The organism is Streptomyces sp. NPDC060064 (genome assembly GCF_042736455.1).
Lineage (GTDB): Bacteria > Actinomycetota > Actinomycetes > Streptomycetales > Streptomycetaceae > Streptomyces.
Map to the genome: position 1 here is coordinate 65,764 of NZ_JBHWWF010000023.1, position 15,801 is coordinate 81,564.

Here is a 15,801-nt window from a genome sequence, read left to right on the forward strand (position 1 = left end):
GCTGACATCGGGCTGTCCGCTCAGCGCCCCACCGCGTAACCCTGCATTCCCCTCGGGTTCGCCGCGGCCGACAGCACGCCCGTCCGCGGGTCCCGGGCGACCGCGCACAGCCGGCCCTCCGACCAGCCTTCACCGACCGTCACATCGTGACCACGGAGCCGCAGCTCGGTGATCACATCCGGGTCCGTCCGGGATTCGACGGTCACGCTGCCCGGCCGCATACCGCGCGGGTAGAAGGAGCTGGGGAAGCTGTCGTTGTGCCAGCCCGGCGCGTCGATCGCGCCCTGGAGGTCGAGCCCGCCGCGTACCGCAGGGCGGAGCGCCACGGCCAGGAAGAAGTGCAGCTGCCACTGGTCCTGCTGGTCGCCGCCGGGCGTTCCGAAGGCCATCACGGGCACGCCGTCGCGCAGCGCGAGCGAGGGCGTGAGGGTGGTGCGGGGCCGGCGGCCCGGCGTGAGGGTGTTGGGCAGGCCGGGGTCGAGCCAGGCCATCTGGAGGCGCGTGCCGAGCGGGAAGCCCAGCTCGGGGACGACGGGGTTGGACTGCAACCAGCCGCCGCTCGGTGTGGCGGCGATCATGTTGCCCCAGCGGTCGACGATGTCGAGGTGGCAGGTGTCGCCGCGGGTCGCGCCATCCTTGGCGACGGTGGGCTCGCCCACCCCCATGGGGCTGAATTCGGGCTCGTCGTCGGCCGCGTCCCCGGCGTGCGTGCTCAGTACCGGCGTGCGGCCGCCGGGGCTGCCGGGACGCAGTTCGTACGAGGCCTTGTCGCCGATGAGCACGCGGCGGGCTGCGTTGTACGGCTCCGACAGCAGCGCGTCGAGGGGCACTTCGGCCGCGTCCCCGTACCAGGCCTCCCGGTCCGCCATCGCCAACTTGCAGCCCTCGACGAGCAGATGGACGTATGCGGCCGAGCCGTACTCCGGCAGCTCGTCGGGGAGGAGCGCCAACTGCTGGAGGAAAGCGGGACCTTGGCTCCAGCCGCCCGCCTTGCACAGGGTCCAGCCGTTCCAGTCGTACGTCGCCGGGGCTTCGTAGGATGCGGACCAGTCCGCCAGATCGGCCGCCGTCAGCGTGCCTGTGTGGCGTTCGCCGCTGGTGTCCAGTGTGGGGCGGGCGGCCTGGCGCACGAGCGCCTCGGCGATGAAGCCCTCGCTCCATACTTTCCGCGCGGCCTCGATCCCGGCGACGCGCCCGCCGCCGGACGTCTCGGCGATCAGCCGTCGCCAGGTCGCGGCGAGCGCCGGATTGCGCAGCAGCTCACCGGGGGCAGGGGCGTTGCCGCCCGGCAGATACACCTCGGCGGACGACGTCCACTCCGTCTCGAACAGCTCACGGACGCTCTCCACGGTCTCGCCGATCCGCTCGACGGGCGCGTGTCCGTCCTCCGCATATCCGATCGCGTAACGCAGCACGTCGGAGAGGGACTTGGTGCCGTAGTCGCGCAGCAGCACCATCCACGCGTCGAACGCCCCGGGCACGGCGGCGGCCAGCGGTCCCGTGCCGGGCACGAGGTCGAGGCCCAGGGAGCGGTAGTGGTCGACGCTCGCTCCGGCGGGTGCGGGCCCCTGCCCGCACAGCACCCGCACCTCGCCGTCAGCCGGCGCGAGGATGATCGGCACCTCGCCGGCGGGACCGCACAGATGCGGCTCAACGACATGCAGGACGAATCCCGCGGCGACGGCGGCGTCGTAGGCGTTGCCGCCGTCCTCGAGGACAGCCATCGCGCACTGCGAGGCGAGCCAGTGGGTGGAGGACACCATGCCGAAGGTGCCCTGGAGAGTCGGCCGGGTGGTGAACATGCCATGTCCCCCTTGCTGTTGAGGCGCATCCATCGGTCCGGTCAGCCGACCGATACCCCGCCCGGCCACACCCCCACGTCATCCCCCGAAGGGTTTCCGGAGCCGACCACCAAGCATTACCAGCCCACTCGGGATCGTGCCAGGCTGTGCCGCGTGGTCGTGTCACATCCCGCCTCTCTGGAGCGGACGGCGGGCTGACAGGTCAGCCGACCCCCTCCCCGCCGGTCATCTCCGCGCCGCCCATGCGGTCGGCAGGGCGACGGCCGCTGGGCTGCTGCGGTTCCGGTTGTACGGACACCGGCGGCAGGGGACGCTCCACGGGCCGGGACACCGTGACCGTGAGCGGCTCGCCGTGGTGCAGGATCTTCAGCGGGTCCCCCTCCACCAGGGTGTAGACGGCTGCGGAGCTGCGGATGTCCACATGCAGCCTGCGCCCCCGCACCAGCACGGTGAACCGAAGTCCGGAGAGACGCTCGGGCAGCCGCGGGGAGAACCCCAGATCGCCCGCACCGCTCTCCCCGTCGCACTGGCGCATTCCTCCGAGCCCCAGCACCAGCGCCGTCCAGGTGCCCGCAAGGGAGGCGATGTGCAGGCCGTCGCGGGTGTTGTGCTCCAGGTTCTCCAGGTCCATCAGGGCCGCCTCGCCCAGATAGGCATAGGCCAGCCGGAGGTGTCCCGTCTCAGCGGCCATGACGGCCTGGCAGCACGCCGACAGCGAGGAGTCCCGTACGGTCAGCTGCTCGTAGTAGGCGAAGTTGCGGGCCTTCTCCTCGGCGGTGAAGGCGTCGCCGCAGGTCAGCATGGCGAGGACCAGGTCCGCCTGTTTCACGACCTGTTTGCGGTAGAGGTCGAAGTACGGGAAATGCAGCATCAGCGGGTACTGCTCCGGGGAGGTGTTGTCGAAGTCCCACCGCTGGAAGCCCGTGAACCCGGCCGACTGCTCGTGCACACCGAGCAGCTCGTTGTACGGCACGGCGATCCGGGCGGCGGCGTCCCGCCATTCGGCGGTCTCCTCGTCGTCGACCCCCAGTTCCTCCGCGCGTTCGACGTGGCGCAACGCCGCCTCCGCGGCAGCCACCAGATTCCGGCGCGCCATCAGGTTGGTGTAGAGGTTGTCGCGGGCGATGGCGCTGTACTCGTCGGGGCCCGTGACCCCGTCGATATGGAAGACGCCCTCCGCGTCGTGGTGGCCGAGCGAGCGCCAGAGCCGCGCGGTGTGCACCAGCAGTTCCAGTCCCGGCCCCCGCTCGAACGCCTCGTCGCCGGTGGCGGTCACATACCGCAGCACGGCGTCGGCGATGTCGGCGTTGACATGAAACGCGGCTGTGCCCGCCGGCCAGTACGCCGAGCATTCCGCGCCGGTGATGGTCCGCCACGGGAACACCGCTCCGGCCAGCCCGAGCTGATGGGCGCGGTCCCGGGCCGCGGGCAGGGTCGCGTGCCGCCAGCGCAGAACCGGGGCGACGGACTGGGGGGCCGTGTAGGTGAGCACCGGGAGGACGAAGGACTCCACGTCCCAGAACGAGTGCCCGTCGTAGCCCGTCCCCGTCAGCCCCTTGGCGGGGATCGCCCGTTCCTCGCCGCGGGCCGCGGCCTGCAGCACATGGAACAGCCCGAAGCGCACGGCCTGCTGGATCTCCGCGTCCCCGTCCACCTCCACGTCCGCGCCGGACCAGAAGTTGTCCAGATAGGCCCGCTGCTCGGCGAGCAGCCCGTCCCAGCCGGTGCTGCGGGCGGCCGCGACCGCGCCGTCGACCTGGTCGCGGACGGCGGGCAGCGACCTCTCCGCGGACCACCCGTACGCCACGAACTTCACCAGCCGCAGCCGCTCGCCGGGCGCCAGGGCGGCGGTGACCGTGAGCCGGCTGACGTCGGGCTCGCTCTCGGCCGACCAGGCCGTCCCCTCGGGGCCCTCGACGATGTGGTCGGCCGCGGCCGCCACCCGCTGGTCGCTCTTGCGGGTGCAGTGCACCAGGCGCAGCCGTGTGTCCTGGGCGAAGTCCTCCTCCGCCTCGAGCGGGGACTCGACCGCGGCCGCGACCCGCGGGTCGCCGGCGTCGTGCGGCATCTGCTCGTTGGCGACCAGCTCGGACTGGACGGCCACGGTGGCCCCGGCGTCCAGCGGCTCCACCTCGTACGCGATCGCCGCGATGGCGCGCTGGGCGAACGACACCAGCCGGTACGAGGTGATGCGGACGGCGCGGCCGCCCGGGGAGGTCCACTCCGCGGTGCGGCGGAGGACTCCTGTACGGAAGTCCAGCACCCGCTCGTGTGCCGTGAGTTCGCCGTACCGCAGGTCGTAGGGGTGGTCGTCCACCAGCAGCCGGATGATCTTCCCGTCGGTGATGTTGATCATCGTCTGACCGGACTCCGGATAGCCGTAGCCGGCCTCGGCGTACGGCAGCGGGTGCAGTTCGTGGACACCGTTGAGATAGGCGCCGGGAAGCCCGTGCGGTTCGCCCTCGTCGAGATTGCCGCGCCATCCGATGTGACCGTTGGCGAGCGCGAACACGGACTCGCTCTGGGCGAGGACGTCGAGGTTCAGCTCGGTCTCGCGCAGGCACCACGGTTCGACCGCATAGCCGGGATGGGTGATCATCGTGGCTCCAGCAGTTCGGCGAGATCCTTCACGACGATGTCCGCGCCGTGCCGCCGGAGCTCCTCGGCCTGCCCGGTCCTGTCGATGCCCACGACAAGGCCGAACCCCCCTGCCCGGCCGGCCTCCACGCCCGCCAGGGCGTCCTCGAAGACCGCCGCGGCACCCGGTTCGGCGCCGAGAGCACGGGCGGCGGCCAGATAGGTGTCCGGTTGCGGCTTGCCCCGCAACCGCTGCTCCCTGGCGACGATCCCGTCGATGCGCTCCTCGAAGAGATCCTCGATGCCCGCCGCGGCCAGCACATCGCGGCAGTTGGCGCTCGAGGAGACCACGGCACGCCGCAGACCCGCGTCCCTGGCGGCGCTCACATACGCCACCGAGCCCTCGTAGGCCTCCACACCCTGCTCACGGATCTTGCGGAGCACCAGCGCGTTCTTACGGGTGCCCAGGCCGTTGACCGTCTCCCTGTCCGGTCCGTCGTCGGGCGCGCCCTCGGGCAGCCGGATCCCCCGCGACGCGAGGAAGGTGCGCACCCCGTCCTCGCGCGGCCGGCCGTCCACGTACTCGTCGTAGTCGTGCACGGCGTCGAACGGCTCGAAGGGAACGCCCTCACGGTCGGCGCGCCGACGGAGGTAGTCGTCGAACATCTCCTTCCATGCCGCCGCGTGCACTTTCGCGGTGCGCGTGAGGACGCCGTCGAGGTCGAACAGGCAAGTGCGTACGTGATCCGGAAGCCCCAGCATGGGTCGAGGCTAGAAGGGTGAGGCGGTCGCCGGGGGCGGCAGATGCCGCCCGCCGCGCCATGCGTAGCCCGTGGGGATGATGTACCAGTGTCATCCGGAGCAGCCGCGGGCGCGGCCGGGCACCGGGCCCGGCCGCACGGGGTCGCTCGCGGGTGTCAGTGAGCGTCCGGCAGGCTCCACCGGTAGGGCGCGATGAGCCGGTCGACCGACTCGGGGCCCCAGGAGCCCGGTGCGTAGGGCTCGACCGGCGGCGGGTTCTCCAGCAGCGGGGCGGATGCCTTCCAGAGCCGCTCGATCCCGTCGGAGCGGGTGAACAGGGACTGGTCCCCGAGCATCGCGTCCAGGATGAGGCGCTCGTATCCCTCCAGCGCGTACATCGAGTTGACGGAGTCGGCGTAGTTGAAGACCATCTCGGCCTCGCTCAGGCGCATGGCGGGTCCTGGCTCCTTCACCAGGAAACGGGCGGCGATCCGGCCGGGGTCAGCGAAATCGATCACAAGTTCATTGTTCCGGGATTCCGTGCCGCTCTGCGCGGCAAGGGGGAACATACGCAGCGCCGGTTCCCGGAAGCCGAGCGTCACGACGTGCCGCCCCTGACCGAGCGCCTTTCCCGAGCGCAGGTAGAAGGGCACTCCGGCCCACCGCCAGTTGTCGAGTTCGACGCGCAGTGCCACGAAGGTCTCGGTGTCCGACCGGGGATCGACGCCCGGCTCGTCGCGATAGCCCTCGTACTGGCCGCGGACGACCTGTGCCGGATCCAGCGGCCGCATGCTCTCGAAGACCTTCTCCTTCTCGTCCCGCAGGGGCTTCGCCGCAAGGGCGGTCGGGGGTTCCATCGCCACGAACCCCATGAGCTGGAAGAGGTGAGTGACGAGCATGTCCCGGAAGGTGCCGGTCCCTTCGAAGAACTGTGCGCGGCCCTCGATGCCGATCTTCTCCGGCACGTCGATCTGCACATGGCTGATGTGGTCGCGGTTCCACACGGGCTCGAGGAGTCCGTTGGCGAAGCGGAGGGCGAGGATGTTGTCGACGGACTCCTTGCCGAGGAAGTGGTCGATGCGGAAGACGCGGGACTCGTCGAAGACCGCGTGGATGGTCGCGTTGAGGGCCTGGGCCGAGGGGAGGTCCGTGCCGAACGGTTTCTCCACGATGACACGGGCGTTGTCGGCGAGGCCGGTCGTGCCGAGCAGCTCCACGACGGAGCCGAAGGCCTTGGGCGGCACGGCGAGGTGGAACAGGCGCCGGGGGTTGCCGCCGACGGCCCGCTCGGCCTCCCGTACGGCTTCCAGGAGCGGCTCGGGGGCGTCGGGGTCGGCCGCGCCGAAGGACAGCGTGTCCTCGAACTCCTGCCACGCCTTGCCCTCGGGCTTCGACCTGCCGAACTCGGCGACCGCCTCCCGTGCCCGCTTGCGGAATTCGTCGTCGCTGAGCGCGACCTGGGAGGGCGCCGAGCCGATGACACGGAATCGGGGTGGCATCAGCCCCGCCTTGGCCAGGTGGAAAAGCCCCGGCAGGAGCTTGCGCCGGGCCAGGTCGCCGGTCGCGCCGAAGACCACGATCACGTGGTCCTCCGGGACCGGGGGACGGCTTTCCGGCTGGGAAGGGCCGGCCACGGTTCACCCCGCCTTCTCGGCGTGACCGCCGAACTCGCCGCGCATCGCGGACAGCAGCTTGTCGGTGAACTCGCCCAGCCCGCGCGATTCGTACCGCTGCGTCAGCGCAGAGATGATGACCGGGGCGGGCACGCTCTCGTCGACCGCCGCCAGGACCGTCCAGCGGCCCTCCCCCGAGTCCGAGACGCGGCCGGTGAACGTGTCGAGCTCGGGCGAGCGCGCCAGCGCGTCGGCGACCAGGTCGACGAGCCATGAACTGACGACCGAGCCCCGGCGCCACACCTCGGCGACCTCGGCGACGTCGATCTCGTACTGGTAGGCCTCCGGCTCGCGCAGCGGGGCGGTCTCGGCGTCGACGGCTCTGCGGCGCATACCCGCGTCCGCGTGCTTGATGATGCTGAGCCCCTCGGCGACGGCGGCCATCATCCCGTACTCGACTCCGTTGTGCACCATCTTCACGAAGTGGCCCGCGCCGCTCGGGCCGCAGTGCAGATAGCCCTCGGGCGCGGTCCCGTCGGCGCGGGTCCTGCCCGCGGTGGGCTCGACGCTCCCGGCGCCGGGGGCGATGGTGCGGAAGATCGGGTTCAGCCGTGCCACCGCGTCGTCCTCGCCGCCGATCATCAGGCAGTAGCCCCTTTCGAGGCCCCAGACGCCGCCCGAGGTCCCGCAGTCGACGTAGTGGATTCCGCGGGGAGCGAGCTGCTGCGCCCGGGCGATGTCGTCCCGGTAGTACGAGTTGCCGCCGTCGACGACGGTGTCATCGGGTTCGAGCAGCGCGGCCAGCTGGTCCAGTGTCGGCTGCACCACCCCGGCGGGGAGCATCTGCCAGACGTTCCTGGGCTTTTCCAGCTTGTCGACGAAGTCATGGAGCGAGGTGGCGGCCGTCGCCCCCTCCTTCTCCAGCTCCTGCACGGCCTCCCGGTCGAGGTCGTAGACGACGCATCGGTGACCGTCACGCATCAGCCGGCGCACGAGATTGGCGCCCATCCGGCCGAGCCCGATCATGCCGAGCTGCATGGGTGTGTCAGTGGTCATGTCCGGCTTCCCCGTTCTTCAGAGCGCGGTGATGATGACGGATGAGGGCGTTGGTGGACGGCTCGTGGCCGAGGTCCGGCTCATGTCCTCGCCTCCTGCCGGGACTCCACCAGCTCCCGTGCGACCTCGGCCACCCGCTGCGGGGTGAACCCGAACTTCGTGAGCAGTTGTTTCAGGGGCGCCGAGGCACCGTAGGTGTGCATGCCGACGAGAGCGCCGCCGTCTCCCACGTAGCGGTCCCAGCCGAACGTCGATGCCTGCTCGATGCCGACCCGCGCGGTCACCGCCGGCGGCAGGACCTGGTCGCGGTACTCCCGCGGCTGACGGTCGAACAGCTCCCAGCACGGCATGCTGACCACCCGGGCCGCGATGCCGTCGGCTGCGAGTTCGTCCCTGGCGGCCAGCGCCAGGGACACTTCGGATCCGGTGGCGAGCAGGATCACCTGTGGCTCGCCGGAGGGCGGGTCCGCCAGCACATAGGCACCGCGTGCGACACCCGAGGCGGCGGCCAGCCGCGTTCGGTCGAGCGTGGGCAGCGCCTGGCGGGAGAGGACCAGTGCCGCCGGCTCGTGGCGCAGGCCGGCGACCAGCCGCCAGGTCTCGACGACTTCGCCCGCGTCACCGGGGCGGAACACCAGCAGTCCCGGCATCGCGCGCAGGCCCGCAAGCTGTTCGACCGGCTGGTGGGTGGGTCCGTCCTCGCCGACGCCGATGGAGTCGTGCGTGAAGATGTGGACGACCGGGATCTCCATCAGCGCGGACAGCCGGATGGCTCCCTTGGCGTAGTCGGAGAAGATGAGGAATCCCGACCAGTACGGCCGCAGCTTGGTCAGGGCCATACCGTTGGTGACGGCCGCCGCGGCGTGCTCCCGGACGCCGAGGTGGAGGTTGCGCCCGGACGGGCTCTCCGGCTGGAAGTCTCCCGCGCCGTCGAAAGTGAGATGGGTCTTGGTCGACGGCGCGAGGTCGGCGGAGCCGCCGAGGAGCCAGGGAATGCTCTGCGCGAGGGCGTTGAGCACCTGGGCCGAGGAGTCCCTGGTGGCCAGGCCCTTGGGGTCGGCGGGGAAGTCGGGAAGCTTGCTGTCCCATCCGTCCGGGAGTTCACGGCGCTGCATGCGCTCCAGCTCGTCGGCGAGTTCGGGCCAGGCGGCGCGGTATGCGTCGAACCGTTTCTCCCAGGCGGTGCGCAGTTGGGCACCACGCGCACCGATGCCCTGGCCGAACCAGTCACGGACCTCCTCGGGAATCCAGAACTGCTCGTCCTCGGGTAGGCCGAGGAAGCGCTTGGTCGCCCGGACGCCGTCCGGTCCGAACGGTGCTCCGTGGGCCTTCGGTGAGTCCTCGACGGGTGAGCCGTAGCCGATGTGGCTGTGGACCAGGACCAGGGTGGGGCGCTCGGTCTCGGCCCGGAAGGTGTGGAAGGCGCGGGCGACGGCGTCGAGGTCGTTGGCGTCGGCGACGGTGGTCACGTTCCAGCCGTAGGCGAGGAAGCGGGCGGCGACGTCCTCGGTGAAGGTGATGCTGGTGTGGCCCTCGATGGTGACCCGGTTCGAGTCGTAGATCCAGCACAGGTTGGACAGCCGTTGATGCCCTGCGAGCGAGGCGGCCTCCGAGGCAACGCCCTCCATCATGCAGCCGTCCCCGGCGAGCGCGTACACATCGAAGTCGAAGAGGGGGAAGTCCTCCCGGTTGTACCGCGTGGCGAGCCACCTGCCGGCCATCGCCATCCCGACGGAGTTCGCCACCCCCTGGCCGAGCGGCCCGGTCGTGGCCTCGACACCGCTCGTCCAGCGGTACTCGGGGTGACCGGGGCAGCGGGAGCCGAGCTGACGGAACGACTTCAGGTCGTCGAGCGTCACCGCCGGCCGTCCCAGCACCTCGTAGTCCGGGTCGACGGCACGGACGCCGGTCAGATGGAGCAGGGACCACAGCAGCGTCGAGGCGTGCCCCTCGGAGAGCACGAAGCGGTCGCGGTTGGGCCAGATCGGGTCCTGAGGATCGAACCGCAGGAACCGCTGCCAGAGGGTGTAGGCGACCGGCGCGATCCCCATGGGCGTGCCCGGGTGGCCGGACTGGGCCTTCTGGACGGCGTCCATGCAGAGACCGCGGACAGTGTTCACCGACAGGGTGTCCAGGTCGGTCATGAGTGTTCCCCGATCTCGGTGGGTTCAGGTCGGTCCGCCGCCCGGTGCGCCTGGCGACGGCAGTCCGGCGCCGGGTGGGCCGCGCAGCGTGGGCGATCCTGCTCGGAGGATGCCGGGAGGTCCCGCTGCGATGCCTCACCCGCGACGGGTGAAATGCGTCAGGCGTGCGGAACGACGGCGACGGGACAGCGAGCGTGGTGGATCACCGCGTGGGTGACCGAACCGATGTGCGCGCCCGATGCCGCGCGTCGGCCGACGACAACAAGTCCCGCATCGGACGCGGCGTGGACGAGGTGGCTGGCCGCCCGCCCCGGAGCGGCCTCCTCGGACACCTTCACGCCCGGGAACCTGTCCCGGTAGGGGCGCACCGCGTCCGACAGCGCCGACTCCCGCTCCGCCTTGGTCCCCGGGTCGGGGCCGCCGTGCCCGGCAGCCTCGGCATGGCGGTGGAGGCCCGGATGGTGCCAGGTGTGCACGATGTGCAACGGGACGGCGTGTCGTTCCGCGAAGGCGAACGCGAAGTCGAGAAGTTCGTCCTGCACATCGCGTACGTCCAGACCGAGGACCACTTTTCGGCGTGCATCGCCGCCGGGGGCGCCGGCGCCTGCCTCGCGGTCGCCGTAATCCGGCCGTACGAGCACCACCGGGTGCTTCGCCTCCGCCACGACCTCCTGCCCCACCGAGCCGACGATGAAGCCGCCGACGGTGCCGAGTCCGGTCGACCCCAGAACGAGCAGGTCCGCGTCGGAGCCTGCGGCGGCCAGCAGGGCCCTGGCGGGGGCGTCCTCGACCTCCTCCGTGGCCATGACGACCCCCGACTGGCGCGCCCGGACACGCTCCTCCATCGCGCCCAGCAGACTCTGCTCCCGGTCGGTCCGGGTCTCGCGGGACGGCTTCACGGCCTGGAGCTGGTGCTCCTGCCACTGCGAGGCGTTCACCAGCCGGAGGCCGGTGTCGCGCGCCGCGGCCTCGTCCGCGGCCCAGTCCACTGCCGCCAGGCTCTCGTCGGAGTCGTCCACTCCCACAACGACGGGTCGGGACATGCTGCTCTCCTTGCCTCGGGCTCTTGCGTGGACCGTCACGAGGGCCGTCACGGGCATCCGCGCAAGAGGGGGCCTGATCAAGAAATTACCCATACACCGGAAATGCCGCGATTCAGGGCATCACGGACAGTGAGCCGTGCCCTCCGCGGGCGGCAGGAACCGGTGGTCCATGCGCGGACAGTCGGCCCGGTCGCGTACGGACGAGGCCGGAGCCCCCGCCCCGGACGGGAGGGAGTCTCGCTGAAGCAGTTCACGCAGTTCGGGCTGGAGCGGAACCCGCAGCCGGTTCGCGGTGTATCAGAGGCAGCACGGTTTCCCGTGCGCCGGTTCACCGCGGACCGGTCGGCCGAGGGCGGGAGAAGCTCAATGCGCAGGTGTACGGGGATGGCTGCGGGCGTGATCGGGTTACTGACCGCGCTGCTGCTGACGGGCTGTTCGGCGGACGAGCCGTCGGGACCGCCGGACCGCGGCCAGAATCCGGAGCGGGCGGAGGAGTTGGGGACAGGTGTGGACTTGGGGCCGGGCGGGGAGCGGTCGGTTCCACTGCCTCGCATACCGTCCGCGCCGGGACTGCCGGGCTGGGCTCACCAGGTGCGGTTCGCCGCCGACGGGAGCGGCTTCGCTCTGCTCGCCCAGTGCGTGGAGGACGCGGCGACGCCCGACAACAACTTCTGCAGGCAGTATGTCGCGGTGCTCGACCGGGGCGGCTCGACCTGGGCCCTGCGCCGATCGCCGCTGCCTGTGGTGCGCGGCGGCGCGGGCATAAGCGCCGACCTCCATGTGCTGGGCCCGGCCCGTGCCTGGATCCGGGAGAACAGCGACAAACGGCCTCGCCGCACCTGGTTCACGGTGGACGGGGGCAGGTCCTGGCGGGCGGGTGACTGGACGGCGCGCGGCACGGTGACGGCGATACCGAAGGGCGCTGTGCTGTCCACCGAGTGCGTGTCATCGCTCGACCCCGAGGAGCAGGAGTGCACCCAGTACCGGATCGCGGTGCTCTCGCCGCAGGACGGTCGGCGCCGGTTCCTCAGGCAGGGGCCGTCGCTGCTATGGGGCCTGCCCGCGAAGGCACCGATCGGGCAGCAACCACCGACTGCCCCTGGCCCACGGCAACCACGGACCGGGGTGACTCCCGTCCCGGTGCCCGCGAGCGTGGCCGAGCCGGACGGTTCCTGATGGGTGTCGGGCAGCGATCCGGTCTCGGGCGAGGTGGCGGTCGCCGTATCCCGTGACGCGGGCCGCCATTGGTCGGTCAGCAAGCTGCCGAGCCCCACGAAGAAGCCCGGGCGCCATGTTGCGGTTTCAGTCGGCCGGGACGCGGTCTACGCGGCGGAGATGGGCGAGCTGGAGGGCGGCGAGCCCGTGAAGAACCCGATGCGTGCCCTGCACCGCTCGCGCGATGGCGGCCTCACCTGGGAGCGGATGTGGACGACGGGCCCCAGGGAGGAGCCCCGGACGCTGCTCGGCCAGGTGGTGCCCGGTCGCGGCGGCGAGCTCGTACTGCACGGGGAGAAGGGGGCCTGTGCGAGCAAGGACGGCGGTCGCACCTTCACGCGAACGGACCCCGGCCTGTTGTACGCCCTGCGGACCCCGCTCGGTCTCCAGGTCGACCAAGGCGGATGCATCCACCGGATAACCCCGGACGGCGTGCGGTGGAGCGAGTTCCGGCTGGCGTGTGCGTCCCCGTAGGGCAAGCCGTACGGCACGCCCGTGGGGAATCCCCGCACGGCACGCCCACGGCGGCGCAACACACATACCGCTTGTGCCTGTCAGGCGGCCCAGGTTGCCGATCGCCCGAGGTAGGAGAAGAAGACGTCATCGGGGTCGTAGCGTGCCTTCAGCCGGCCCAGGCGGTCCCAGTCGGAGGGGCTGAAGGAGCGGCGGGCTCGGGAGGGGTCGGCCGTGAGGTCGGCTTCCGCGATGTAGTGGCCCGTGCCGAGGGGTTCGACGATGCGCATGGCGTCGCGCAGCCAGCTGATGTTGGCGTCGTCCTGCGCCGCGGAGTCCCAGATCGCGAACGGGACGACGTAGCTGTCGCCGAGCACCGAGTAGGCCATGTCGTGCTGAAGTGCCTTCTCCTGTGAGACCGGTGACACGGGGGCGAGCACGAGGGACTTCTCCGAAGGGGCCACCGCGACCACAGGGGCGAGCCTCGACAGCAGGGTTTCGTAGTCCGCGCCCGACCACAGGGTGTCGGCGCCACAGCGGTGGCTCGCCGGCCACACGGTCCCCGACGTCTCGTAAAGGACCTCGAGGGTGGTCGGCTCGTCGGCCTGCTGGAAGATGGCGTGGTCGGCGAGCGGGCAGACCCGCAGCGGCCCGAGGGAGCGGATCGCCTCTTCCTGGCTGTCCGCGAAGGCGGTGGCAGCGACGATGACGACCTTGGGCCTCGGTGTGGCCGCCGACATGGCCGGGTCGGCGGTGCCCAGTACGAAGGACAGCTCGACGGTCGGCGGAAGTTCGGTGGCGGCCTCGGTGACCCAGCGGGTCACGGGTACGACGTCCGCCAGCGGAAAGGCGTACGTGGTCGTGACGATCGCCGCCGGGCGCGGGTACAGGGCGAGGCGGAAGCCGGTGACAATCGCGAAGAAGCCGGGGCCGGCTCCCCGCGCCGCCCAGAACAGGTCGGAGTTCTCGTCCGTGTCGCAGGTGACGACCTCGCCGGCGGCGGTCACGGCTTCTATCTGCCGCAGGCTCGCGCAAGCCGGTCCCAGCGCGCCGGAATTCCAGCCGAGACCGCCGCTGAGGAGATATCCGCCGAGGGCGACGGATCCGCAGTGCCCGGTGGGGAAGGCCAGGCCGTGCCGGGAGAGTTCGGCGGCGAGTGCGCGGCCGGTGGCGGCGGGCTGGACGGTCGCCGTGGCGGAGTCCGGGTCAACATGGATCCGGTTGAGTGCGGAGAGGTCGATGAGCATGCCCCCGTCGCGCAGTGGCGAGCCGCACCAGCTGTGCCCGCCCGACCGTACGGCGATGCGCAGACCCTCGGAGCGGGCCAGTGCGACGGCTTCCGGGACATCGCGTTCCGAGGCGACGCGGACAATCACATCCGGGAACCGCGGTGGCTTGACACCGTTCCACAGGATGCCCTGCCAGGCGTGCTCGTATCCGGGGTCGCCCCGCCGGACGATGTCTCCCTCGATACGCCGCGCGTGCGTCTGTCCGCCCATGATGACCCCATTGGTCGACTCGTCGTCAGCCCGTGGTCAGGCCGAATATCAGGAGGAAGATCGCCCAGCACACCATTACGACCAAGGCGCCCGCCGCATTCGTACGCACGGAATGTGCCCGGTCGGGCAGCAGCCAGAATGCGAGGGCTCGGTTGAGCAGCGGCATCAACACCCAGGTCAGGATGGAGACGCTCAGCACATTGGAGATGAACAGGCCCAGATACCCGGGTATGCCCCAGTTGGCGAATACCTTTCCCACCGTCAGATTCAGGACCATCACGGTCGGATACAGAGCCAGGACGACGGACATGGCCTGCTTCCAGTTGGCCGGAATCCCTTCCTCGTCGCCCTCCCCGAAGCGGAACCAGCCGCTGAACGCCGACCCGATCTTGCGTACGTCGTACGAGGAGAAGTACCGATGCCCCTCTTCGAGCAGCTTTTCGCGGTCGGCGGAGGCGAGCCAATCGTCGAGGTTGTCGCGGGTGTCAAAACGGAAAGCGACCACCCACTTGTCCTGGATTCCCTCCACCGGCCGGAACAACTCGGTCCCCATGAAGCCGGGATGCCTTTCCTGCACCTTCCGGACTTTGTCCTGCCACCGCACAAAGTCGGGCTCTTTCCCCGGCCGCACAGAATGGGAGATGACCGCGGTGACAGCTTCCTGCTCCTGAGGGGCAGGCGTACCGCCGGCCAGCACCTCTTGCGTCGGGGCACCCTCGAACAGCGGGCGCGCCTCATTCAGGAGCTCACGGCGCGCGCCGGAGTCCAGCCATGTGGTCAGCTCATCGATACGGGAGAACCGGAAGACCGCCACCCACTCGTTCTCCTCGCCGGTGCCCGGTGGATACACCTCCGCGCCCTCGAAGCCGTCAAAGCCCTCGGCAACGTGGTTGGTCTTCTCCTGCCAGCGCTTATAGGCGTCAACCCGGCCCTCCCGGACTTTCTGGGAGGTCACGACGGTCGCGCCGTCGTCGCCCGGGACACGGCTTGCAGCAACACCCATACGGAGTAGCCTACTACGCAGGGGAGTTATCGGACAATTGGGTAATTATGCCTCAGTGAGCAGTGAAGCGGAGGTTCGACATGGGGCACAAGGAGTTTCTGGCCGAGGCGGTACGGCTGGCCACCGAGTCCGTGGAAGAGGGATGGGGCGGCCCTTTCGGCGCGGTCATCACCCGTGACGGCGAGATCCTCGCCCGCGGGCAGAATCGCGTGCTCCTCACCGGCGACCCCACCGCGCACGCCGAAGTGGAGACCATTCGCAAGGCGGTTCAGCGGCTCAATCCCGAGGCGCCATCCATATCGCAGGAGCACCAGAACGAGAGCACGCTGGAATACGTGCAGCGCCCGGAAGGGTCCCCCGACCGAGTACCGGAGAGGGCCCGGATGCTCAAAGGGTGCTCGATCTACATCAGCGGCGCCCCGTGCCCGATGTGCATGAGCGCCATTTACTGGTCGCGGATCGACAACGTCTATTTCAGCTGCGATTTGAAGGCCACGCGTGAGATCGGATTCGATGACGCCTTCCAGTACGAGGACTTCATGAAGCCCCTCGACGAGCGCAGGATCCAGATCGAGCAGATCCATCCCGAGTTGGGCGCGAAGGCCTACGAGGCGTGGAGCTCAAAGCCCGACCGGCACCCGTACTGAAGAACCTC

At 70.4% G+C, this 15,801-nt stretch carries 12 protein-coding genes; 3 read left to right on the top strand and 9 right to left on the bottom strand.

Annotated elements, in window-relative coordinates:
• Positions 1-20 precede the first annotated feature (20 nt).
• The 7 genes from ACFWDI_RS25795 to ACFWDI_RS25825 form a co-directional block, all read right to left on the bottom strand.
• The gene (locus ACFWDI_RS25795; RefSeq protein ID WP_385307190.1) at positions 21-1,802 is read right to left on the bottom strand and encodes a gamma-glutamyltransferase family protein; all 1,782 of its coding nucleotides are present in this window, start codon (positions 1,800-1,802) and stop codon (positions 21-23) included.
• A gap of 202 nt (positions 1,803-2,004) precedes the next feature.
• Complete coding sequence (locus ACFWDI_RS25800; RefSeq protein WP_385307191.1) at positions 2,005-4,401, bottom strand: glycoside hydrolase family 65 protein; 2,397 nt, start codon at positions 4,399-4,401, stop codon at positions 2,005-2,007.
• On the bottom strand, positions 4,398-5,141 hold the full coding sequence (locus ACFWDI_RS25805) for an HAD family hydrolase (protein WP_385307192.1): 744 nt from the start codon (positions 5,139-5,141) through the stop codon (positions 4,398-4,400). Before ACFWDI_RS25805 ends, ACFWDI_RS25800 begins: the two co-directional genes overlap by 4 nt.
• Before the next feature lie 155 nt (positions 5,142-5,296).
• On the bottom strand, positions 5,297-6,754 hold the full coding sequence (gene zwf / locus ACFWDI_RS25810) for a glucose-6-phosphate dehydrogenase (protein ID WP_385307194.1): 1,458 nt from the start codon (positions 6,752-6,754) through the stop codon (positions 5,297-5,299).
• A 3-nt stretch (positions 6,755-6,757) separates the two neighbouring features.
• Positions 6,758-7,789: a phosphogluconate dehydrogenase (NAD(+)-dependent, decarboxylating) gene (gene gnd, locus ACFWDI_RS25815; RefSeq protein WP_385307196.1), complete on the bottom strand. Its 1,032-nt coding sequence runs from the start codon at positions 7,787-7,789 to the stop codon at positions 6,758-6,760.
• Positions 7,790-7,869: 80 nt separating this feature from the next.
• A complete protein-coding gene (gene tkt / locus ACFWDI_RS25820) occupies positions 7,870-9,933 on the bottom strand; it encodes a transketolase (RefSeq protein ID WP_385307197.1) in 2,064 nt (687 codons plus the stop codon).
• A 158-nt stretch (positions 9,934-10,091) separates the two neighbouring features.
• Complete coding sequence (locus ACFWDI_RS25825; protein WP_385307198.1) at positions 10,092-10,976, bottom strand: universal stress protein; 885 nt, start codon at positions 10,974-10,976, stop codon at positions 10,092-10,094.
• Positions 10,977-11,360: 384 nt separating this feature from the next.
• Here ACFWDI_RS25825 and ACFWDI_RS25830 point away from each other — a divergent pair, with 384 nt between their 5' ends.
• Positions 11,361-12,152 (top strand): hypothetical protein, encoded by a 792-nt coding sequence (locus ACFWDI_RS25830; protein WP_385307199.1) that lies wholly within the window; start codon positions 11,361-11,363, stop codon positions 12,150-12,152.
• 3 nt (positions 12,153-12,155) lie between these two features.
• Positions 12,156-12,665: a WD40/YVTN/BNR-like repeat-containing protein gene (locus ACFWDI_RS25835; RefSeq protein WP_385307201.1), complete on the top strand. Its 510-nt coding sequence runs from the start codon at positions 12,156-12,158 to the stop codon at positions 12,663-12,665.
• A gap of 80 nt (positions 12,666-12,745) precedes the next feature.
• Here the strand turns inward: ACFWDI_RS25835 and ACFWDI_RS25840 are convergent, their stop codons facing one another.
• On the bottom strand, positions 12,746-14,143 hold the full coding sequence (locus tag ACFWDI_RS25840; protein WP_385307203.1) for an FAD-binding oxidoreductase: 1,398 nt from the start codon (positions 14,141-14,143) through the stop codon (positions 12,746-12,748).
• Positions 14,144-14,168: 25 nt separating this feature from the next.
• Complete coding sequence (locus ACFWDI_RS25845) at positions 14,169-15,146, bottom strand: antibiotic biosynthesis monooxygenase (protein ID WP_385307204.1); 978 nt, start codon at positions 15,144-15,146, stop codon at positions 14,169-14,171.
• Between the two features lie 80 nt (positions 15,147-15,226).
• Here ACFWDI_RS25845 and ACFWDI_RS25850 point away from each other — a divergent pair, with 80 nt between their 5' ends.
• On the top strand, positions 15,227-15,793 hold the full coding sequence (locus ACFWDI_RS25850) for a nucleoside deaminase (protein ID WP_385307206.1): 567 nt from the start codon (positions 15,227-15,229) through the stop codon (positions 15,791-15,793).
• Positions 15,794-15,801 lie beyond the last annotated feature (8 nt).